This window comes from Mesorhizobium sp. M0998 (genome assembly GCF_040318885.1).
Lineage (GTDB): Bacteria > Pseudomonadota > Alphaproteobacteria > Rhizobiales > Rhizobiaceae > Mesorhizobium.
This window is the reverse complement of sequence record NZ_JAMYND010000016.1, coordinates 13,961-32,885: the sequence shown is the minus strand read 5'-3', so window position 1 is coordinate 32,885 and position 18,925 is coordinate 13,961. Positions and strand designations below refer to the sequence as shown.

Below are 18,925 nucleotides of genomic sequence, written 5' to 3'. Positions count from 1 at the left end.
GTTGGCCAGACTGTAACTGCCCCCTCTGGCGTGCTCGGAGGTTAGGGCAAGTGGAACGATGTGCCCATCGCGGTGTTAAATGGCGAAAAGAGGGAGGCAGTACGGTGGCTGATCTCAAAGAGACGGCATTGGTCGCGCGGCTGGCGGCGCGGCACGGGTTGTCAAGGGACGCGGTAGAAACCGTGCTGCGTGCCCTGCGCTCGGGCGGCGGTTCCATGGCGCAGTTCAGCCATGCCGAATTCGGCGGCATGTCGCAGTGGTCATCAGGCATGACAATGGTCGGCGACATGTTCAACGATGCGCTGAGGGCGAAGCTGAACGCGGTGGCCACGGATCTAGTAGCTTATCTGCGGGAGAATCCTGAGGTTGCCCGTAGTGAGCCTGCCGAAGTGAGCTATAGATCGCAGCAGCAGGTATCTGAAAGTTGGCCGGGCGGACTCGGCACACCCTCATCGACCGGATCGCAGAACCATTTGCGCTACGCGATCTATCCCGACACACGGCGACTGGTCATCGAGGATGCCGGGCAGCGTACGATCTACGACACCGGCAATCACGTTATTTCGGGGATCGCCCAGGCGCAAAGTACGGATGCGACACTGACATTCCGCAGCCAGAACGGCCTTGTGCGGCTCTCGGAGCTGAAGAAGGTCGATGCTTAAGGTGTGCCCCTATTAATGCGTCGCGGTGATGCTCGTGCCCCGCGCCATTCACAGCAGCGCAAGGCGTCTAAAGACGTCCTTCTTCGCCCTTTTGCGTTTCGGCCGCCACTCCGTCTGCGGCACGCTCCAGGGCGACCATTTTCTTGACCAGGGCCAGCAGATCGCGCTTGGTGCCGTGCGGCAGAGACACGACCTGTTGGGCGAGCTCCATGGTGTCGCGCGCTTCCTCCGGCGTGCGGCCCCATAGATGCGGGGCAGCGCTGAACAGCATTTCCATCGGCATGAATCCGAGGATTTCGCACAGGTGGATCATCCTGGTTACGTGCATTTTTGAGAATGCGCGCTCATAGCGGCCGTAAACTTGCATCGAAAGGCCAAGCAAGGGCGCGAGTTCGGCGCGCGTCAGATCCTTGTCGTCGCGCGCCTTGCGGATGAAGGCGGCAATTCTTTCGTCGATTTCGCCGAGGGTCTTGATGCCTTCGAACCCCGGGCGGCGGAAAACAGGCTTGTCGATCTCGGGATCTTTCGTCTCAACCAATTCCATTTTGTTTTTATAGGCGTCCATATCCTTAGGCACGTCCTCTCCCTTCTTGCTTTTTTCCAGTCGCGGATAGGGCGACGACCTCAGTCAAACATTTGAAAACGGAATTGACCCAAGCACGCCCCAGCACTCTCTTGCACAGCGATTTTCCAGAAGCGGGGAGTGAGGACAGCGCTTTCCGCTACTCGCAATAAACAACCATCAGGGCCGTGTTGCGCTCGCCTTGCATGGTTCTTTCTGGCGGAAGCCTGCATTCATAACGCCCTTGAGCTGGCGCGGGGATAGCCACAGCCCACTGAGAGAAAATCAGCGCGCCCTGGCTGCAACCATTCGCCAAGTACCCGGTTCGCCCTCGAACACAGCTTCGACAAGTTTTTCCTCATCGACCCACCCCAGATGCGCCAGGAGTTCGCACACGATAGAATCTTTGCCAAGACTAATACATCGCTTCACGGTAACCGTCGATCCAGTCCCGTGCACTGAGATATCCCAATTGGATAAGCGAAACAGCTCGCCTTTGGCGGTTTCGTCGGATGGCCGGATGGTCGCATCGACAGCGGATTCCATAAGCCCGTTCAAGGAGGAAGCGGCTTTTGAGCCTTCACCAAAGTCGAAGCCGTCGCGACCGACGAACGGTGCGGCGTAGATGCCAATAAGGATACCGATCGTCAACCCGAGCAGGAAGCTTCGACCGCTCAGGGATCAATAGCCGTTGTCTCGGAGAAACTGGTCGATGGCTGCCTTTATGATCACCGTCATCTTGATGTCGTTGTCGAAGGCGGCCTTCTGCAGTCGCATCTTCGTGTCGTAGTCCAGCGGGCAATTGACATAGTGCTTGGCTTCTCGCGTGTGCGCTCGTTTCAGGTCGCGGAGACGATAGCGTCCCTCCTCCTGAGCCAGAGCACGTTCGATCGACTTGCTCTTGCGCTCTTCACCGCTTGGGTTCGGCAGACCGCGCCGCGGCCGTTCTCTTGTCGCATCCGCTTCTGAAACCGGCGCCGCTGTTGGTTTCCGCGCAGTCATTCCAGCCTCTGCCTCTTCCGACACAGAAGCTGGTTTCATTGTGGCATTGGATGTGGCCGGCTTCGGCCGCCGCGGTGCGATCGGAAAGTCAGAGACGGACAGTTTGCCTGGTTTAGACATTTCCCACCTTTTCCCGGTTTGCCGCGAGATGGCGATCCAGCTCGGTCACAAACGCCGCGACCTCCGCGCGACCCTTCATGACCGGGTCGGTCAGCTCGAGCATCTGCAAGGTGCCGAGGCCGTTACGGATTTCGCGGTAGCAATTTCTTTCGGTGAGCTCGGTATCCATCAACGTCGATTCATAGCCATTGTCGCGAAGATTGGCGATGAACGGACGGATCAGCCTGTAAGCCTCGAGAACGCGGCCCGGAAGGGCGATGCGCGTCACCACGTTGACGTGGGGAATAGTGCGCCCCTCCCTGTCGCCAATATCCGCCGTGATGGTGGCGGCTTCGCCGGCCGCCTTAATTTCATCCTGGTTCGGCTGAATTGGCGTCAGCACCAGGTCGGAGTTGCGGATGATCGTATCGCGGATAACGCTGTCGACGCCCGGTGAGTCCATCAGGATTACGTCATAGACGCCGTCTTGGTCGGCAAGCACGGTTTCAATGCTTCGCTGGGTTGCCGCGCTGTGCAGCTCGATGTTGGCCGGAAGATTGTCCTTGGCCTCACAACGCTTCCACCATTCGGCGAGGTTCTGGCGCGGATCGGCGTCGATCAGAAGAACCTTCTTTCCCTGAATAGCGTACTCGCCGGCAACGAGGATAATGGCCGTCGTCTTGCCGGCGCCGCCTTTTCCGCTGATCGCGCAAATCCTTCGAGACATGGTCTGATCCTCTTTTGACGCCCCCAAAGCCGAACGCGGCAGGCCGTCGCCACGCTCATGCCTCCTCTTGGGCAACAGCATTTCCAAACGAAGTGAATGCTTGCGTTCGCATGGCGTTTTTACACGATGCGATTAAGCCTCACTACCCTAGCGTGTGATACTTCAATCACATCTTACTTTCACATCGTAACGTCATGGCATGTGAACACATCGTGTGAACAAGTCGTGTGAAACTAGAATGGTGCGCGCGCTGGCGTTGAGCAAACCCTGGAGCCCTCGCCAGACGACGCAATTTCCCCCGTTTGGCCAAAGAGGCTGCGTCGGCGCCGCCGCTGGCCTTCCCGCTCCTTTTGTGGTGAACCCCGGAGCCGCGCGAAGGCCGTCTGTGACGCTCGCACGCAGCCAGCCAGGGCGAAGAGCGGAGCGTCCCTTGCGGGCGAGTACGAGGGGCAAACAAAGGCCGACAAAGCGGTCCTGGAGGTGAACCCTGGAGAGCGTTTTATCGTTTGATGGGCAGGGGCGAAGGCCCTGCTCATGGTCGCGATAAAGTCGAGCGAAGTGTGGGCCGCTCGAAAAGTTGGTTTTATTAAGTGTGAATTTCACGTTTATTGATGGTGGCAGGATACGGAAAAATGTGCGACATTTTTCCCGACGATCGAGGAACAAGCCCTCGATGCTTGCCGCAAGCGCCAGTGAGAGGGGGCCCAAGGCCAATGGACGACGCGAAATTCGAGGTCCGGCTCGAGCCGGACCGGAAGGATCGAATGGTGCATGCCCGCGTCAGCGCGGACGAATATGCGGCGATCGAAAAGGCCGCCAAGGCGGCCGACATGACGGTTTCCGGATTCTTCCGGTCGCTGATCATCGAGGGAGCGGGCGCTCGGCCATTCCTTACCGAGGAAGACCGCCTCGTGATCGCATTGCTTCTGGAGGATATGCGCGCGATCGGCGTGAACCTCAATCAGGTCGCGCGGGCGCTCAACAGCGGCAAAGGCGTTCATCCGAGCGACATCGATATCAATCTGGGAAATGTGCAGCGCGTCCAAGCGGCCGTTATGACGGAGTTACGATCGCTGGCGAAGCGTGCCGGCCACAAGCGGCGAGGGGAGGGGTAAGGCGTGGAAATCTTCTTCGGCGCCTTCACGAGCGAATGGGAGCAGCGCCGCGCGGCGTTGCTGCATGAGCTATCGCTTGGGCCAAAACGCCGGTCGTCGGCCGAGGACGAAATGAAGCGTCGACTGAAAGCGATGGCCGAGCTAGGCGGCGGCGGTGGTGCTGGTGGCGGCGGTGGTAGCCGGCCGAAAATGCAGCGGGCGGCCGCCAGGCCGATCTTCGCGGCCGAGACGCGGGCAGCAGCGGTTTCCCGTCCAATAGAAGCGCGGCTAGCGGCGGTGGCCCAGGGCAGCCAGCCCGCGGTTGTCAAAATGGCATCCTATGGCGGCGGCGCGAGGGTAGGGGCGATGCTGAATTATGTGTCGCGCGGCGGCGAGCTCGCCGTCGAGAACGAAAATGGCGAGCGCATCAGTAGCCGCGAGGATCTGGCGCGGTTGCGGGGAGACTGGAACCATCTCTTTCAGAACCGCGCGGAGAGCCGCGATATCGGCAGCTTCACCGTAGAGATTGCGACTGCGGCGGTTTCGTCAGACGATGCGATGCACGAGCTGGTCAGGAACAGTTTGACGAGCGCATTCGGCGATCGACGCTACGCTTATGCGGTCACGCGCCAGGCCGACGGCGCGCTGACGGTTCAAGGGGCGGTCGTGCTCAGAAGCGGGCAGGGCGAGCGGCTGACTGGCGACGACAAGGCTGCCAGCATCATTCAAGCGCGATATGGCGCCAGTGCAGCCGCGCAAGGCGCAGCACGGTTCTCGTTCCAAGGCTACGGCAACGGTGTCGAGTATGGCGCCAGCATGTTGCGAAGCCTGGTTGAACGTCATGACGGCGACGTTCGCGACGACCGCGGCCAAATCGTTGGTGACGAAAAACAAGCTGGCGATCTGGTGCAAAAAGAATGGCGCGGTGATCTACACAGCCGCAAAGGCCGCGACGTGATGCATCTGATCATGTCGGCCCGGGCCGGCACGAATGTCGAGGCGTTTGAAAACGCTGCACGCGAGTTCCTTGCCGAGCAGTTCGCCGGTCATCGCTACGTGTTTGCCATGCATGATCCGGCCAATGATCCGAAGGAAGAAGGCGATGGAGGCAAGCGGCCACATGTCCATGCGCACGCGATCATCACCATGCGATCGGAATCGGGTGATCGGATCGAGACGACCCCTCAGGTGTTTCGGGAGTGGCGGGCCACAATGGCGGAGAAGGCCCGGGCGCAGGGAATAGCGATGGAGATGACCGATCGTCGCGAGTTCGCCAGCCCGCCCGCCTTTACCCGCAATCAGGTGAGGCCGGTGAGCAGGGAAGGGCGGACCGAGCACGTCGGGACCAGTGAGGCGGCACAGGGACGGTATGACGCCAAGCGGGGCGGCCGGCGCAGTCTGGCGAAGGCCGAAAGAAGCCGGGAGTATGCCATAAAGGCAACGCAGAGTTGGCAGAAAATTGCGCTCGCCAGCGGTGATCGGCGTGTTGTCGCCTATGCAGAACAGCAGCGGGATCACTTGACAGCAAGCCTTTCGGCGGGTCAGGCGGGAGCGAGCGTAAATGTCGTCCATGCAGATTTCGGATCAAAATTCCGCGCCAATCTGGTAACCTTGCAGAAAGTCGTTTTGGAGGGCCAGGAAATGCGCGAGACAACACGAGCAGAGTTTGAAGCCTACGAAAAGAAGGTCGAGACGGCCTTGTTCCGGCTGGAGCGGAGCGTCGGGCCGGACGAGCGAGACGACTTTGATGAAGTCGCGTCTGTCGCCCGCGAGCATGTGAACGGCAGGCGCGAGCTCATGGAGCTTTACGAGATGAAGGGCCAGGCGCAGGCGGAGCAGGGAACTGAGACCGAGCGAGACAAAGGCCGGGAGCGTCGAGACGATGCGAATGAACAGTGGGATGCGGCAGCCGCCAAACACGGTAAGGCGGTTGTCGAGGCGGCAAATGACGTTCTTGTGGACATAGAAACCAGTCGCGAGGGTTCGGATAGAATTGAGGCCGGTGAGCTTTCCAACGATCCAAGGGTATTCCGAGCTGATATTGAGCGCGGACTGGCTCGCGCGGCGGAGCTTGCCGTTCAGGGCAACACCTATATGCGCGAGGTAGCCGAGAAGGATCCGGAGCTCAAGCGCGCCATCGAGGCGGCAGAGCAGACCCAAGAGCGGCCGGCAGAAGAGCAGGGCAAAACCCCTGCAAATGTCGATGCCGTGACCGAACAGCAGCGAGATCCTCGCCCCGAGGAGGCCGAGCGCCGGCCGGACGAACCGGCCGAGCAGGCTCACGAACTGGCGTCGACCGTAGATGCTACAAATCGACTGCGGGATAAGTTAAACAGAGACAAGGAGGCCGCACAACGCGGCGGTGAAACGACGCGGACCGATCTGGCGCAACAGCATATTCCTCGCCTCGAGGAGTTGGAGCGCGAGGAACTAGAAAGAAGGGAACGCGACCGCGACGACCGGGACCGTTAGAGGACCATGTTTAATCGACAGGATTACGTTTACCAGAGCAGCGACCCGAAGGGTGACGAGGGGTTTGGCAAGGTATTTGCTATCGTCATCTGTTTCGTTTTCTTCCTAGGTGCCCTGCAGGTTGCTTATGAAACGGTGTCTGGCTGGTACCAAAGCTTCATGCAGTGGGGCGGCGAAATGCTGGCTTTTTTGACCGGCTTTTGGCCGTTCTGATAGTTGCGGCCCCTGGCGCTCAAGTCTTATGCAAGGATAAGAAAATGGCAGACGAACCGAACCGGAATCCGACTGCTGACGAAATAGCCGGTATGCAGTGGTGGAATTCACTCACCGAGGCTGAGCGCGCGGACTGGCTGGCCCGGGCGGATTCGGCAGTGCCCGCCGAGGCTTGGGCAGCATATAAACGTCAAGGACGGCTCGATCTACAACCTGCTGCAGGGATCCACTGACCGCAATGAAAATCCGCGGCAAATCACCCTGCTAATAGCGCCAACCTTGCTTGAATTCGTCAATGAACCATCGCTCGACGTCGTCCCGCACCGAAGTACTGCTGCGGAATTTCAAGTGGCCCGGCGACTTCTGCTCAAGCCAAGAAAAGAAATCGGAAAATCTTGGATTCTCTGGCTGATGAGGAAGCCCACGCTCTTCAGCCCATTTTGTGCAAAAGTAGCGAACACCCTGTTCTGCTTCATCCTTGGTCATGAGGGATGATGACAAGGTGATCACCCAAAGGCAAGTGTTCTGCTCCGACACAAAAGCAAGGCACCGACGACGCCGGTCCGTCCGAATGGCACGTATGACAGCCATCCGCGTCGCCACGTCCCGCCGATCAATCTGTGACGGCAATTGAGAGCGACAACCCGCCGAGCTTTACAGCCAAAAGGAAAGTCGGCGGCCCATCTTTCAATGAGCATTGCCTGAACCCGCCGACCTGCGGATTGCCAGTGGCCCCGCGATTCGCAGCTTTGCCGGAACGAAGGCGTGCCGTCTAGCAATGTAGGCGTGTACAGTTCCAGGTGCGGAAGTTTTCAAGACTCTGCCTTAAACCGCAGCGGCCGGCCGATGATCCCGAGTATTCCGTTTTGTGGACCTGCTTCTTGCGCTATCCGACTTTCCGCCATACGAAAGCGGAATAGCAATAGGAGTTGATGAATGACCGAAGTGAACAATCGCCAGAACGCGGAATTGATGGAATTGACTGCGGATATTGTCGCGGCGTTTGTCCAAAATAACGCAGTACCCGTAGCAGGCCTGCCCGATCTTATTTCTTCGGTGAATTCCGCTCTTGTTAGCCTAGTCACGCCAGCTGTAGTTGAGCAGCCAACACAGACCCCGGCGGTCAATCCCAAAAAATCTGTGTTTCCCGACCATATCATTTCCTTGGAAGATGGGCGCAAGTTCAAGTCGATGAAACGGCACTTGGGCTTGCTTGGCATGACGCCTGACGAGTATCGAGCCAAGTGGGGGTTGGCGCGGGACTACCCTATGGTGGCACCAAGCTACGCTGCACAACGGTCAGAGCTGGCGAAGTCTATCGGACTTGGTCGCAAGGCGAGCGCAAAAATGCCCACCAAGAAGGCGCCAGCCAAGAAGGCACCAGCCAGGCGGGTGAAGGCCTAAGAAGACCCTGCCTCAGGCAAGCGGGCTCGATGCGATGACGCGTCAATCTATTGCCGTAGAGCTTGAAAGCGCGGCCGATCGCATCGGGGACATGTCACGTGCGGATCTGCAGATTATATTGCGTCGAGCTGCATTGATGCTCAGAAACGTGACAGGCGTGCCGCTGGAACCGGCAACCGAGGATGCGCTCAACTCGATTGCCGCCGAGATGAAAATTGGCCGCGCGGACCTCATTCAGATCGTGCTTCGGGAGTGGCTGGAAACGAACGCCTATCTGCCGGTGCGGATGATCGATGAGGAAAGCGAGACGGACGGGAGCGCCTGAGTGGCTTCCGCGATCACACCATAGGTCCCAGGGACCCGATCGAAGGTCGGTTTCCAGTCTCGGTTGCGCTCCCGCTGCTGGCCTTCGTAATCAGGAATGACGGTGAAGAAGGCGGGCCGGCGGTCGCGGCCGGCGGTCTAGCATGATGCGCAGCCGAAGAGCCCGACCAGATCCCAATGCATTGAGCCGTGATCCGGGCCGAGCGTGTCTATCAACGCCCTGATGTCGAGCTTGGTGGATTTGCAGCACATCGGGTGCCCGCAATTGACATACATGGTTTCGCGGGCGGCCAGGGTGTCGGCGAGGGTCTTTTTCACCCTCGGAACCGCTCTGTGTACCATGTGATCTTGCCGTCGACTTTCATCGGCTTGTGGATCATCAGGCGCTTTGGCAGGTGCTCCGGATGCACCTCCATCAGGGTGATTTTCACCTGCGGTTTGCAGCGACTGCAGTCGAATTTCAGGGTCAGGGGATCGACGCCACCGCCGTACACCATCATCAAATCGGCAGATCTGCAGTAGCGGACATTGCCGCAGCTGCATTCCGCCTTCACGAGCATATTGTGCCGGGTCGCCTTGCCCAGCGTGTCGATCGGATCGTGCGCCATGCACTAGAAAGAGGAACATATTCCTGTTTCGTCAAGAGCTATTGACTCTGGTGTTCTCATTTTGTTCACTGCGGGCAAAATGGAGACACTCCCATGAAACCTCTCGTCGCCGACCCGACTAAGCACGCGGACATTATTGCTACCGTGACGCGTGAACGGCCCGTCATCCACAGGACCGTCAGCAAGATGGCCAAGCAAATGCGCGGCCTCTCCGATGTCGGCCAGAAACAAGCCATCGCCGAACTGACGGCTGTGTGGATCCTGGCCGTCTATCCGGAAGACCTCGATCTGGCGTTGTCACTTTCGGACGCGATGCGCCACCAGACTGACATTTACCTGAGAGAAAGCAAGAAGGCTGACGTACGCCACTAGAGGCAAGACATGTGCAATCTCTACAACATCACCACGTCGCAAGAGGCCATTCGGCAGTTCACAGGTGCCCTGCGCGACATTCTGGGCAACCTGGAACCGTCGATAGACATCTACCCCAACCAATTCGGACCCGTAGTCCGCAACGCATCCGACGGCCAACGCGAGTTGGCGAACCTCCGTTGGGGAATGCCCACACCAGTAGAACGAGTTCGAGGCAATTCGGACCCAGGCACCACAAACATACGAAACCCGCAATACGGCCACTGGCAGCAATATGTCGGCGTTGAGAATCGCTGCGTTGTGCCTGTCACCAGCTTTGCCGAGCCGTCCCCTACTCCCGGTGACAAAGACCCTGAGACTGGCATTCAACGCAACTATTGGTTTGCGCGGAACGAGGACCGTCCGCTGTTCTTTTTCGCTGGCCTGTGGACGCCGTGGCACGGGGTCCGCAAGGTCAAGGATGGCCCAGGCGACTTCGAGCTTTACGGCTTCATGACGACAGCGCCCAACGCGTTGATCAAGCCGATCCATGAGAAAGCCATGCCGGTGATCCTGACCACGCAGGAAGAGATTGAGACCTGGCTGACCGCGGCGTGGCCGGAAGCGAAGAAACTGCAGCGCACTGCGCCCCACGATGCCCTTGTGATCGTCGAGAAGCCGGCAACCCAGATCAAAATGCCGCAACGGGCACCGACGCAGGGCTCATTGTTCTAAGCAGCGGGAGTTTTAGCCATGGATCACATCATCACGCTGGACAGCCGCCAGGAGGCGGCATTGCAGGCAGTCGCCGACAAGTTCGTGGCTTTGCACAGAGGCGATACGATGAAGGCCCTGAAGGAAATGATCGTGCTGAATGGCCGTCTTCAGGATCAGCTCGACGCGCTGAACGCGCCGCCCCTCGGCAAGCGATACGGATGAGCGACGAGCCGGCCAGACTTGCGGAAGGCATGACGGCCGTCCCGCGCGAGCGTGCGCGCATCGAAAACCATGTTTGCGAGTTCACCGGATGCGCCATGCGTGCTCCGTTTGGCTTTGCCAAGCCAAGGCAAGAACCGCACTGGTTCTGTTTCGGGCACCGAGAGCACGGCGACCGCTATTTGCAGGGGGCAAGATGATCAGTCCGCCGAAAAGACAGGAAGAATATCAGGACCGCGACATTGATTGCCAGGAGGCCATGGAGCCCGGCTTTCAGGCGATCGTCGATTGCATGCTTGAGGTCGGCTGGACGCGCGGCGAAATCCTGCGATCGTTGAAGCGGCTCATTGCCGCCGACAACATGACCCTGAAAGAGAATGCCAGGACGGAAGCGCAGCTCGCGATCGCGCGCGCCATGATACGCGCGGGCAAGCCGCTCTAGGCTTTGCTAACGCCTGCCTCGTCGACCTCCGCTTCCATTTGATCGCTGATCGGCTTGGCCTTGCCGGCCCCGGCCATTGGCTCGCCATCAAAGCCCTGCAGCCACGCGTCGGCAAATTCCTCCCAAACGGCTGGGACATCGCGTTCGTTGCCATCCCTGCGGGCCTGTGCGCCATACATCCATGCGTAGGTGATGCGCTCCTGGTCTTTCTTAGCCACGGCCATTGTCGTCTTCCTCCCGGAAATCCTGCAGCGAAGCGTGCCGCAAATCTTCCTCCCCGCGCAAGTGCTTCACGCGCCCGATGATGCCCGGCTTAACCCATTGGGTCGCCGGCCGCTTCATGCCGTTCGGCGGCGGCCCGGCGTATTCCTGGACGCGTTTCCACAGCCGGTCTCGGATGGCGCTGCGCGCGTTGATGAAGGCCGAGCCGACGTATTTCCCTGTCGCGCGATCCGCCATCAGAGCGAACGCCGGCTTGCCCGCTTCGCGCTCAACTCCGAGCAACTCGTATTCGTCGATCGAATAGCATTTTGCCTTCAGCCAGTTGGTCGACGGACCGCTGCGGTATTTGCTGTCGCGGCGCTTCGATACCATGCCCTCAAGGCCGGCCTTGTCCAGCAGATGGAAGATGGCCTTGGCTTCGCCTGGCAGCGCTGCACTGAACTGGATGCGCCCGCCGGGCTCAATCATGCCAGCGAGGATCTCGCGACGCTCCTCCAGCGCCATGTCGCGCAGATCGTGGCCGTTGAGGTGCAGCAGATCGAAGGCGACGAAGTAGAGGTCATGCTGTCGTCGCGTGATTGCTCGCCGAAGCGCGGCGAAATCCGGGAGGCCGGCATCGTTGGTGACGATCGTTTCACCATCGACGATCGCCGTCTCGACATCGAGCGCTTTCGCAGCTTCGACCAGGTCACGATATTTTTCAGACCAGTCGAGGCCCCGCCTGGTGTAGATGCGAACATCAGGGCCGTTGATGACGATCTGCGAGCGGTAGCCGTCGAGCTTGACCTCGTGAATCCAGTCATCCCCCTCGGGAGGCTTCGCAACCCAGGGTCGGCAACATCGGTGGAATGAACGCCAGCCGGCCGGTGCCGGCACTCATTTGTTTAGGCACGGGATCGAGTCTAGGCCCGGACAATCTGGCGGCTAGGGGAACGGAACATGATCATTCTATTAAATTAGCAAGCAATGATGTATGAGAGAGCCTATATTCACCTCAGCCGGTAAAACTACCCCCGTAAGCCGGTTAGGCTCGGCGCCAGTCCCCCCTCGATGAGACGCCGGGCCGCTGTTCTGAAACCGAACGGCGGCAAAGAGTCCTCCGGATAGAATGGCGGTCCGGCTATGACTGCTCTCGACCGAGACCCCATGCAATCGAGAGCAGACGCAATGGACGGCTGGATTGAGCCCGAAGCGCTCATACTTGACCGCATCTTGCTGATCGGCTTCCGATACAGTACGGACTTCCAAGGGGTGTGAAATGGAAGTTGATGTCTGGGATCGGGCCTTCTATGACGATGGAGAGTGGGTTTCCTGGTCCGACGTGGAAGAACAGCTCCGATACCAGGAATGGCGAGCAAAGTATCCTGATGCGATAAGATCTTTGATTCCGTATTTTCAGGATCTCTTGTCGCTGGCAGAAAGCTACCACGTTGAGACAGGTCGTCATCTAAATGTGTACGGAGACATTGGGGAGCTCTTCGGCGCTGTCACCTACGGAATAAAGCTGAACAAGAACTATGCGCAGGGTGCTGATGGTAGGCTTGGCAACGATCATGTTGAGATCAAGACCATCACCCCGTTCAAGTCCAAGGACGAGGTTGTCGTGAAGGTATCAGGTAACTTCAGCAAGCTGCTCGTCGTGAAGATCAACGCGGATTTTGAAGTATCATCCCGGATGGTCGATCGCTCGAAGCTTCCCAAAACGGCGAAGCCTTTCCTCAGGATAAGGTGGGCGGATCTGCACGTGGCCAAATGACGGCTTGGTCCGCATTGCAGGCGTTCCACGTGCCAGCCGTGGGTGACTGGTCACCACCTTTCCGCGACATGACATTCCCTCCGCCGCTGGCATTGTACTTATCTTCTGAGCGAGTTCCCTCATGAATTCGCATAAAGACCCGCAATTCGCGGCTCTTTATGCTGGGGCTTCCATGGCCTCCAGGCCGAGTTCGACGGGGTCGGGGACCGTCGTTGCGAAAATGTCGAGATAGTTTCGCCGTTTCGTGGGCGATGCCTGGACGAGCTTTTCGACTTTCTGAGAAACTGTTTCCTTGAGGCGTTCAGCGCTAGGTTTCAGGCCTTCTTCGGCAACCTTAATCCTGGCGTCGATCGCCGCTACCTCCGGTTTCTCCTCCGCTTCGTTTCCAGATCCGCCACTCGATGCCTTAGCGTGTTTCGGTTTCGGCAGGCTAACTTTGCGATTCACGGTGCGAGCTGCGGACTCCTTTGTTGCCGGCGCCGGTTTCACGGCCGCAGCGATAGTTGGCATCGCCTCAGCGCCATTAACTGGTGATGACATTCTCTTTTCGAAACCAGCCATCCCGGTAGTCGGGGCACCGGCATCTTCGGCGGGCTGGCCTGCCCGGTTATAATCGTCGGTCAAAGCCGGAACCGGCTGTACCGGGAGATATTCGATCGGTGGCACATCCGGCATGTGAGTCTGCGAAAAGGCTTCAGCGGACTTGAATGGCTGTGTCTCGAAAAATCGCAGCTTGTCGCCGAAGATCGGGCGCTGGCCTTCAACAAGCAGTACCATCTTTCTCTCCGGCATCTGCCGGATTTCCTGCGGCATCATCAGGTCACGCTCGCGAATCTGTTCGACCTTCGTGCGCCTTGGCAGGCCGAAGAGCTCGATCGTGCGGGATTCCGACTGGTAGCGGATGGTCCGCTTGCCGAGCGCACGGGATGCATAGTCGGCGGTCGCCTGATCATTCGCGCCTAGAATGAGCTGATAACCACAATTGCCGAGCAGCGAATGCCGGGAGGTCTCGCCGTAGATCTCGTCGAGATTCTTCAAGTCCTGGATGATGATGGCGAGCTTGATGTTATACCCTGCCACATAGGGCAACTTGGTCATGATCTCGTCCATCTTCTTCAACTGCCGAAATTCGTCGAGCAGGAAGTAGACCGGCAGTGAGTTCGGATCGTGCTCAAGGGTAAGAATGTCCATTGTCTGTTGCACGAACAGCGTCAGGAGCGGCTTGAGCAGCGTGATATCCGTGATGTTGGGCGCGAGGTAGACGGAGATCGGCCGACGCTTCATCGCACGGAGATCCATGTCGGTGACGTTCGTCGCGGCGACGACACGCTCGTTCTTGAACGGCCGCATAGCCTTCTGAATATCGAGCAAGGCCGAAGCGGCGGCGCGCTCGGAAAGCGCCAGATACGCGTTGAAGCTTTCTAATGTGAATTTGGACAGGTACGGCTCTTTTGCCTTGATGAATTTCATCAACGCCTGCAGGTCGACGCCGCTGTTGAAGAACGAGTTGACCTCCCCGAGATTGCGCCGGCCGTTATAAAACGGGCTTTCCAGCACATAGCTGATAGCGCCCGCCATGACCTGTTGAGCGGTCGCCTGCCACACCGAGTTTTCGGATTCCGTGTTTTCGGGAACGAGAATACTCGCAGTGTTCTGGATATCGGTCGTGCGATTTCCGCGTTCCTGGCGAATGAAGTCGAGAGGGTTGTAGCGGTTCGTCCGCTCCGCGCCTGGCGCGAAAAGGAAGACCTGGCTGCCGCTGCGTCGGCGATAGCCGGCCGTCGCCTTGAAAATCTCTCCCTTGAGGTCGGTAACAATCATCGACCCTTCATGCATCAGAGCATTGGGGATGACATAGCCGGCGCCTTTGCCCGATCTTGTCGGCCCGATGATCAGATGGTGACGATCATCCTTGGTGCGCAGGATTTTGCGGCCGACGCGACCGAAGACATGGCCGGCTTTGCGAAACCACTTGCCGCGGCGGAGAGAAGCGATGTCCTGAAAGGCCGCGTCACCGAGTGGGCTGCCTTGTGGCCGAAGGCCGAGCAATGCAGCTAGGCCGCCGGCAAGGAGGGCAGGGACGAGCGCCCCGATTGCGACCATCTGCAATGTGGTGTTGCTCTTGTAGAGCCAGAATTGTTGCAATGGGGCGAATGGATTGGTGGTGATCGTCGCTTCGAGAATGCGGCCGTCACGGAAAAAAATCTGGAGGCCAATGCCATAGCCGAGAATCCAGACTGCAAAGACGATTCCGGTGCAGAAGAGCAGGTAAAAGGCCTTATAGCCCTGGCTCATGATTCATCCCGGGCAAAGAAGATTTCCGACACGCCGCGCTTGCCGCCGTCGCGGCGGAGCTGGATGACGATCGGGATGACCATCTGAATGTAGGACATCAGATCGGCCTTGGAATAACCTGACGACATGCCAGCCTGTTGCATCATCATGGCAAGTTGCTCGTAGGCACCCATCGGCGTGTCGGCATGGACAGTAGACATGCTGCCGGGGTGGCCGGTGTTGATCGCGCGGAGGAACGAGAAAGCTTCGGCGCCGCGGATTTCGCCGACAAACAGGCGGTCGGGGCGCATGCGAAGCGATGCTTCGAGCAGGCTTTGAATCGTCACGTCAGCAGTGCCCTGATCGCCCTTTGAGGCGACGAGGTGCACCTTGTTGGCCTGGGGCGGTAACAGTTCGCGTGTGTCTTCAAGCGTCAGAATGCGCTCATTGGCATCGATGCTTTTCAAGCATGCGTTGAGAAACGTCGTTTTGCCGGAGGAAGTGCCGCCGCTGATCAGGATCGACACGCGTTTCGTGATGGCCGTATGGATGAAGTCATAGATACGGCCGGCGCGCAGATGGGCAATCAAGTCGCGATCGATGTCGCTTAGGCCGCCGACAGCGACCGATACTTTGTCGAGCGAACCGCTGTCGCGATACTCCTCGAGCGTGAAGTTGTTGACCACCTGCTTGCGGATCGAGATTGAGCCGCCTTCCGGAGCGGCCGGCGGCAGGACGACCTGAATGCGTTCGCCTGTCGGCAGCGCGGCGCTGAGGATGGGCTTGGAGCGGCTGATAAACTGACTTGTCGCGCCGGCGACGCGCTCACCGATGTTCTGGATTTCGGCGGCAGTCAGCTTATGAATCTCGTGGTGCTCCATATGGTTGGAGCCGAGACGTTCGACATAGACGTGGCCCGGCTTGTTGATCGAAATTTCGACGACGCGCGGGTCTTCCAGGAATGGTTTCAGCGGAGCCAGCGCGCGATCGAGAAAATGATAAGGGTTCGGGGCTCTACCTACGGCGACGTTCACGTTGGATTTCCTTCATCGCTTCGGTGACGGGATCGTCGTACATGGCGCTGAAATCGAGATCCTGTCGGACATAAACAAAGATGCGCTCGCCTTGACCCACGCTGATGGTCGGGGGGATGCGGAGATTTTCGCTCAAAGCCTGGTTGGCCATGTCGCTGAAGGTTTGAGCGATTGTATCGCGCGCCAGTTCCTCGCCACGTTTGGCATCGTCGTTGTTCTGCCCGTACGCTTGGTCGCTTCCGAAGCCGGTCAGGTAGCTGTCGCCGGCGCCGACGATGGAAAGGACGATGGCCGACCCGAACCGTTCGCGCCATTTGTTGTCGACATGGCCGGTGAGACCGGAACGGCCGAGACTGTCACTTCCGATCGAGTTCAGCCGGACACTCACGCCATCATCACGGATAAGCCGCGTCCAGATGACGAAGATGCGTTTTTGTCCCCTGGTCACGTCGGACTGATACTCACCGATCAGCCGCGTTCCCGTCGGAATGAGGATGCGGCGGCCATCGAACGAATAAACATCCTGAGACGTGATCGCCCGAATCTGCCCCGGTAAGTCGCTGTTGATTGCCGTTTCGAGGATGCCGGGAACGAGAGTGCCTTCCGGGATCAAGGCATCAATGCGCTTGAGTTGGGTGGCTTTCGCACCACGGTCGGCCAGGCTCGATGCAGCAGCAAGGAACTTGCTATTGCGATCTTCGCCAGCGACCGTAGGGCCGTTGCCATTGATGCCGCCAAGCCCGCCGGCGCCGTCCTCAGCCTTGGCCTGGTCGAGCGAGATCAGCCCTGATCTGTAGCGTTGCGGAAATTCTTCCGGTGGCGGTTCGTTCGCGGGGGGGGGCGCCATGGCCGGCTCGGCAACCGGAGGAGGCGGCGGTGGAACGTTGAATCCCGTCGTATCGACCTTCGGTTCAACCGGTTCGGGCGGTGGCGGAATATTGATGATCGCCGGGTCAGGTTGCGGCTCCGGCTTATCCTGCTCGCGCACGAATGACGGGGGACGGAACGTCGTGGTCCGAAACTCCTCGTCGCCCTGGGTGATGTCATGAGAGGTTTCCTTGGCGGGCGAGAGGACGAAATAGGCGGCGACAACGCCACCGATTAGCAGCGCAGCACCGCCGAGCAGCTGATTGCGTTTGGCATTCTTGTTGGCAATGGCCGTATCGTCGCCGGCAAGCATGGCCTCTAGTTCTGGAGATTGCTTCATCAGTTACCGCTCCTCCAGCGCTTCTTAGCGTGGCGATCGGGAGCCGGGCCGAGGATGTCGGGGTCTGGGGTCCCGAAGTCGGGCTTTCGAAGGTTGAAAATGCACGTCCACCGATCGCCGTCGCGCAGCGTGTATTGAGTGGCGACGCCATCGACGATGAGATATTCGCCCTCCTTGCGGAAATTGCGCAGCGTCTCGGAAAAATCCGATTGAACGGCAAAGATCGCCGGCACGCGGCCGTTGAATTTGAAGAAGGTCTTCTTGCCGTCATCGAAGACCATCGACGGTTTCAGGGCCGCGTCGCCCGAGAACGAGTAGTCAATGTTGACGTTGGCCTTGTCGATGTTCGAAACGTTGGGGTTTGCCGCCCTATATTCCGCCTCCTTGCGCAAGGCGGCGTTCAGATCCTTCTCCGGATAGACAAAGCGCACGCCGAAGACCTTGTGGCCTGCCTCTGGCGCATAGTCGTGCAGCTCGATGAAATAGATTCGTTTCGTCGTCACCACGTTCATATTGGTGGTGACGTTCTTGGCGACCGGTTTGACGAACAGGATGTTGCCCTTCTCGGAAGGCGCAACCTGCCAGCTTTCCGTGTCGCCGAGCGAGATCGTTTCGAATTTCTCGTCTTCGTCGAAAATGATCATAGTCGAAATGCCATACGTGGCATTGACCGTGACCACGTTGTTCGGCTGATACACGGCGCTGGTAACGCGCCCGTCGAGGTTGCCCGGACGAGGCGTTTGCGCGCCATGGGCGTGAGTCTGGATGGCGACGGAAAGCGCCGCCGAAAACAGCAGGCGTTTTATCATCCCTTGTCCCCCGGCGTAACCGTTTCCTGGTCGCGGCGGTAGTTGTAGACCTGGAATCCAAGGGGGTTTTCAAACCGCCATTCATTCGTTTCCGGCGTCTCCGTATACCGGTAGCGCACAACCGAAATGTAGTGCCGGACGATCGACTCCGTGTCAGACTTTTCCGTTGTCGAGAACCTGACCAGCGCCGTGCTGGCATTCGAGAACGTCACGGACTTGACGTCGACCAGCACGCGCTTGTTTTTGCCGTAGACTTTGGTCGGATTGTTCGGGTTGGCTGCGCTGTACTGCTCTGCCAACTCGCGTGCCGCATCCCCGGTCGACAGCAGAGCGGCGATGCCGAAGGTTTCTTCGATGGCGAACGGATCATACCCCTCGCGGTGGCGGATATAGCGGACCACATTGGCTTGCGTGATGGCTTGCGTCTCTGTCAGGGTCAACGGCTTGGTCAGGCCTGTCTTGACCTCGATATAGCCGGTGTTTTTGTCGACCTCGACGATATACGGCTCGAAGCTTTTCAGCGGGACCAAGAGAACGAGGGCTGCGAGCGCCAGCAATGTGATCGCGCCGAAAAGCAGCGCCACGAACCATGCAAACGACCGGGAGCGCTTCGCCTTCTTGACGATCTCGTTTTCCCATCGATCGCCGTCCTGAAAATAGCTCCTCAGCGCACCTTCGTTGTCTGCCATCTTGATCCAGTCCTTACTTTGCCTGCCAGCGAGCAGCC

The 18,925-nt window shown here is 58.9% G+C and carries 26 protein-coding genes and 1 pseudogene; 13 read left to right on the top strand and 14 right to left on the bottom strand.

Annotation, left to right across the window (positions count from 1 at the left end; genetic code table 11):
• Positions 1-104 precede the first annotated feature (104 nt).
• The gene (locus NKH59_RS17040; RefSeq protein WP_353022468.1) at positions 105-662 is read left to right on the top strand and encodes a hypothetical protein; all 558 of its coding nucleotides are present in this window, start codon (positions 105-107) and stop codon (positions 660-662) included.
• A gap of 67 nt (positions 663-729) precedes the next feature.
• On the opposite strand, the gene NKH59_RS17035 is transcribed toward NKH59_RS17040, so the two are convergent.
• The 4 genes from NKH59_RS17035 to NKH59_RS17020 form a co-directional block, all read right to left on the bottom strand.
• The gene (locus NKH59_RS17035; RefSeq protein WP_353022593.1) at positions 730-1,227 is read right to left on the bottom strand and encodes a helix-turn-helix domain-containing protein; all 498 of its coding nucleotides are present in this window, start codon (positions 1,225-1,227) and stop codon (positions 730-732) included.
• Between the two features lie 282 nt (positions 1,228-1,509).
• Positions 1,510-1,875: a hypothetical protein gene (locus tag NKH59_RS17030; protein WP_353022466.1), complete on the bottom strand. Its 366-nt coding sequence runs from the start codon at positions 1,873-1,875 to the stop codon at positions 1,510-1,512.
• 30 nt (positions 1,876-1,905) lie between these two features.
• Positions 1,906-2,346, bottom strand: a complete 441-nt coding sequence (locus NKH59_RS17025) for a hypothetical protein (RefSeq protein WP_353022464.1) — start codon at positions 2,344-2,346, stop codon at positions 1,906-1,908.
• Complete coding sequence (locus NKH59_RS17020; protein ID WP_353022591.1) at positions 2,339-3,052, bottom strand: ParA family protein; 714 nt, start codon at positions 3,050-3,052, stop codon at positions 2,339-2,341. The genes NKH59_RS17025 and NKH59_RS17020 overlap by 8 nt, the downstream gene beginning before the upstream one ends.
• Positions 3,053-3,765: 713 nt before the next feature.
• On the opposite strand from NKH59_RS17020, the gene NKH59_RS17015 reads away from it, so the two are divergent.
• The 4 genes from NKH59_RS17015 to NKH59_RS17000 are packed head-to-tail and all read left to right on the top strand — an operon-like array spanning position 3,766 to position 7,064.
• Positions 3,766-4,167, top strand: coding sequence for a MobC family plasmid mobilization relaxosome protein (locus NKH59_RS17015; protein ID WP_353022462.1), 402 nt, complete (start codon positions 3,766-3,768; stop codon positions 4,165-4,167).
• Between the two features lie 3 nt (positions 4,168-4,170).
• Entirely contained in the window at positions 4,171-6,618 is a 2,448-nt protein-coding gene (locus NKH59_RS17010; RefSeq protein WP_353022460.1) for a relaxase/mobilization nuclease domain-containing protein, read from the top strand.
• A gap of 6 nt (positions 6,619-6,624) precedes the next feature.
• Entirely contained in the window at positions 6,625-6,831 is a 207-nt protein-coding gene (locus NKH59_RS17005) for a hypothetical protein (protein ID WP_352631075.1), read from the top strand.
• Positions 6,832-6,875: 44 nt separating this feature from the next.
• Complete coding sequence (locus NKH59_RS17000; RefSeq protein WP_353022458.1) at positions 6,876-7,064, top strand: hypothetical protein; 189 nt, start codon at positions 6,876-6,878, stop codon at positions 7,062-7,064.
• 31 nt (positions 7,065-7,095) lie between these two features.
• Here NKH59_RS17000 and NKH59_RS16995 read toward each other — a convergent pair whose 3' ends face one another.
• Complete coding sequence (locus NKH59_RS16995) at positions 7,096-7,317, bottom strand: hypothetical protein (protein ID WP_292328535.1); 222 nt, start codon at positions 7,315-7,317, stop codon at positions 7,096-7,098.
• Positions 7,318-7,767: 450 nt separating this feature from the next.
• Between NKH59_RS16995 and NKH59_RS16990 the strand changes: the two genes are divergently transcribed.
• Together NKH59_RS16990 and NKH59_RS16985 are read left to right on the top strand one after the other, a co-directional pair.
• Positions 7,768-8,235, top strand: a complete 468-nt coding sequence (locus NKH59_RS16990) for a Ros/MucR family transcriptional regulator (protein WP_353022456.1) — start codon at positions 7,768-7,770, stop codon at positions 8,233-8,235.
• A gap of 34 nt (positions 8,236-8,269) precedes the next feature.
• A complete protein-coding gene (locus NKH59_RS16985; protein ID WP_353022454.1) occupies positions 8,270-8,560 on the top strand; it encodes a hypothetical protein in 291 nt (96 codons plus the stop codon).
• 137 nt (positions 8,561-8,697) lie between these two features.
• On the opposite strand, the gene NKH59_RS16980 is transcribed toward NKH59_RS16985, so the two are convergent.
• Both NKH59_RS16980 and NKH59_RS16975 read right to left on the bottom strand, forming a co-directional pair.
• Positions 8,698-8,877: a hypothetical protein gene (locus tag NKH59_RS16980; RefSeq protein ID WP_353022452.1), complete on the bottom strand. Its 180-nt coding sequence runs from the start codon at positions 8,875-8,877 to the stop codon at positions 8,698-8,700.
• Positions 8,874-9,167 carry a hypothetical protein gene (locus NKH59_RS16975; RefSeq protein ID WP_352486530.1) on the bottom strand — a complete coding sequence of 98 codons (294 nt, stop codon included), beginning with the start codon at positions 9,165-9,167 and terminating at the stop codon, positions 8,874-8,876. Before NKH59_RS16975 ends, NKH59_RS16980 begins: the two co-directional genes overlap by 4 nt.
• Before the next feature lie 93 nt (positions 9,168-9,260).
• Here NKH59_RS16975 and NKH59_RS16970 point away from each other — a divergent pair, with 93 nt between their 5' ends.
• The 5 genes from NKH59_RS16970 to NKH59_RS16950 are packed head-to-tail and all read left to right on the top strand — an operon-like array spanning position 9,261 to position 10,896.
• A complete protein-coding gene (locus NKH59_RS16970; protein WP_353022450.1) occupies positions 9,261-9,539 on the top strand; it encodes a hypothetical protein in 279 nt (92 codons plus the stop codon).
• A gap of 9 nt (positions 9,540-9,548) precedes the next feature.
• Positions 9,549-10,253, top strand: coding sequence for an SOS response-associated peptidase (locus NKH59_RS16965; protein ID WP_353022448.1), 705 nt, complete (start codon positions 9,549-9,551; stop codon positions 10,251-10,253).
• A gap of 18 nt (positions 10,254-10,271) precedes the next feature.
• On the top strand, positions 10,272-10,457 hold the full coding sequence (locus NKH59_RS16960) for a hypothetical protein (protein ID WP_353022447.1): 186 nt from the start codon (positions 10,272-10,274) through the stop codon (positions 10,455-10,457).
• The gene (locus NKH59_RS16955; protein WP_352486534.1) at positions 10,454-10,654 is read left to right on the top strand and encodes a hypothetical protein; all 201 of its coding nucleotides are present in this window, start codon (positions 10,454-10,456) and stop codon (positions 10,652-10,654) included. Before NKH59_RS16960 ends, NKH59_RS16955 begins: the two co-directional genes overlap by 4 nt.
• Entirely contained in the window at positions 10,651-10,896 is a 246-nt protein-coding gene (locus NKH59_RS16950; RefSeq protein ID WP_353022445.1) for a hypothetical protein, read from the top strand. The genes NKH59_RS16955 and NKH59_RS16950 overlap by 4 nt, the downstream gene beginning before the upstream one ends.
• Here the strand turns inward: NKH59_RS16950 and NKH59_RS16945 are convergent.
• Complete coding sequence (locus NKH59_RS16945; RefSeq protein WP_353022443.1) at positions 10,893-11,120, bottom strand: hypothetical protein; 228 nt, start codon at positions 11,118-11,120, stop codon at positions 10,893-10,895. The genes NKH59_RS16950 and NKH59_RS16945 overlap by 4 nt on opposite strands.
• A pseudogene (locus tag NKH59_RS16940) lies at positions 11,107-11,998 on the bottom strand (ATP-dependent DNA ligase). The gene NKH59_RS16945 and the pseudogene NKH59_RS16940 overlap by 14 nt, the downstream one beginning before the upstream one ends.
• Positions 11,999-12,376: 378 nt before the next feature.
• Here NKH59_RS16940 and NKH59_RS16935 point away from each other — a divergent pair.
• Positions 12,377-12,874, top strand: coding sequence for a hypothetical protein (locus tag NKH59_RS16935; RefSeq protein WP_352486540.1), 498 nt, complete (start codon positions 12,377-12,379; stop codon positions 12,872-12,874).
• A 156-nt stretch (positions 12,875-13,030) separates the two neighbouring features.
• Here NKH59_RS16935 and NKH59_RS16930 read toward each other — a convergent pair whose 3' ends face one another.
• Genes NKH59_RS16930 through NKH59_RS16910 form a run of 5 tightly spaced genes read right to left on the bottom strand, consistent with a single transcriptional unit; the run spans position 13,031 to position 18,887 of the window.
• Positions 13,031-15,169, bottom strand: a complete 2,139-nt coding sequence (locus tag NKH59_RS16930; protein WP_353022441.1) for a type IV secretory system conjugative DNA transfer family protein — start codon at positions 15,167-15,169, stop codon at positions 13,031-13,033.
• Positions 15,166-16,182 (bottom strand): P-type DNA transfer ATPase VirB11, encoded by a 1,017-nt coding sequence (gene virB11 / locus NKH59_RS16925; RefSeq protein WP_353022439.1) that lies wholly within the window; start codon positions 16,180-16,182, stop codon positions 15,166-15,168. Before virB11 ends, NKH59_RS16930 begins: the two co-directional genes overlap by 4 nt.
• Positions 16,163-17,389, bottom strand: coding sequence for a type IV secretion system protein VirB10 (gene virB10, locus NKH59_RS16920; RefSeq protein WP_353022437.1), 1,227 nt, complete (start codon positions 17,387-17,389; stop codon positions 16,163-16,165). Before virB10 ends, virB11 begins: the two co-directional genes overlap by 20 nt.
• Positions 17,389-18,198 (bottom strand): TrbG/VirB9 family P-type conjugative transfer protein, encoded by an 810-nt coding sequence (locus NKH59_RS16915; RefSeq protein ID WP_353022435.1) that lies wholly within the window; start codon positions 18,196-18,198, stop codon positions 17,389-17,391. The genes virB10 and NKH59_RS16915 overlap by 1 nt, the downstream gene beginning before the upstream one ends.
• On the bottom strand, positions 18,195-18,887 hold the full coding sequence (locus tag NKH59_RS16910; RefSeq protein WP_353022433.1) for a VirB8 family type IV secretion system protein: 693 nt from the start codon (positions 18,885-18,887) through the stop codon (positions 18,195-18,197). The genes NKH59_RS16915 and NKH59_RS16910 overlap by 4 nt, the downstream gene beginning before the upstream one ends.
• Positions 18,888-18,925 lie beyond the last annotated feature (38 nt).

Bases quoted from the DNA above. Each gene is read 5' to 3' on its own strand.
- NKH59_RS17035 (WP_353022593.1), bottom strand. From the start codon at position 1,227: ATGGACGCCTATAAAAACAAAATGGAATTGGTTGAGACGAAAGATCCC.
- NKH59_RS17025 (WP_353022464.1), bottom strand. From the start codon at position 2,346: ATGTCTAAACCAGGCAAACTGTCCGTCTCTGACTTTCCGATCGCACCG.
- NKH59_RS17020 (WP_353022591.1), bottom strand. From the start codon at position 3,052: ATGTCTCGAAGGATTTGCGCGATCAGCGGAAAAGGCGGCGCCGGCAAG.
- NKH59_RS17015 (WP_353022462.1), top strand. From the start codon at position 3,766: ATGGACGACGCGAAATTCGAGGTCCGGCTCGAGCCGGACCGGAAGGAT.
- NKH59_RS17005 (WP_352631075.1), top strand. From the start codon at position 6,625: ATGTTTAATCGACAGGATTACGTTTACCAGAGCAGCGACCCGAAGGGT.
- NKH59_RS17000 (WP_353022458.1), top strand. From the start codon at position 6,876: ATGGCAGACGAACCGAACCGGAATCCGACTGCTGACGAAATAGCCGGT.
- NKH59_RS16995 (WP_292328535.1), bottom strand. From the start codon at position 7,317: ATGACCAAGGATGAAGCAGAACAGGGTGTTCGCTACTTTTGCACAAAA.
- NKH59_RS16990 (WP_353022456.1), top strand. From the start codon at position 7,768: ATGACCGAAGTGAACAATCGCCAGAACGCGGAATTGATGGAATTGACT.
- NKH59_RS16985 (WP_353022454.1), top strand. From the start codon at position 8,270: ATGACGCGTCAATCTATTGCCGTAGAGCTTGAAAGCGCGGCCGATCGC.
- NKH59_RS16975 (WP_352486530.1), bottom strand. From the start codon at position 9,167: ATGGCGCACGATCCGATCGACACGCTGGGCAAGGCGACCCGGCACAAT.
- NKH59_RS16970 (WP_353022450.1), top strand. From the start codon at position 9,261: ATGAAACCTCTCGTCGCCGACCCGACTAAGCACGCGGACATTATTGCT.
- NKH59_RS16965 (WP_353022448.1), top strand. From the start codon at position 9,549: ATGTGCAATCTCTACAACATCACCACGTCGCAAGAGGCCATTCGGCAG.
- NKH59_RS16960 (WP_353022447.1), top strand. From the start codon at position 10,272: ATGGATCACATCATCACGCTGGACAGCCGCCAGGAGGCGGCATTGCAG.
- NKH59_RS16955 (WP_352486534.1), top strand. From the start codon at position 10,454: ATGAGCGACGAGCCGGCCAGACTTGCGGAAGGCATGACGGCCGTCCCG.
- NKH59_RS16950 (WP_353022445.1), top strand. From the start codon at position 10,651: ATGATCAGTCCGCCGAAAAGACAGGAAGAATATCAGGACCGCGACATT.
- NKH59_RS16945 (WP_353022443.1), bottom strand. From the start codon at position 11,120: ATGGCCGTGGCTAAGAAAGACCAGGAGCGCATCACCTACGCATGGATG.
- NKH59_RS16935 (WP_352486540.1), top strand. From the start codon at position 12,377: ATGGAAGTTGATGTCTGGGATCGGGCCTTCTATGACGATGGAGAGTGG.
- NKH59_RS16930 (WP_353022441.1), bottom strand. From the start codon at position 15,169: ATGAGCCAGGGCTATAAGGCCTTTTACCTGCTCTTCTGCACCGGAATC.
- virB10 (WP_353022437.1), bottom strand. From the start codon at position 17,389: ATGAAGCAATCTCCAGAACTAGAGGCCATGCTTGCCGGCGACGATACG.
- NKH59_RS16915 (WP_353022435.1), bottom strand. From the start codon at position 18,198: ATGATAAAACGCCTGCTGTTTTCGGCGGCGCTTTCCGTCGCCATCCAG.
- NKH59_RS16910 (WP_353022433.1), bottom strand. From the start codon at position 18,887: ATGGCAGACAACGAAGGTGCGCTGAGGAGCTATTTTCAGGACGGCGAT.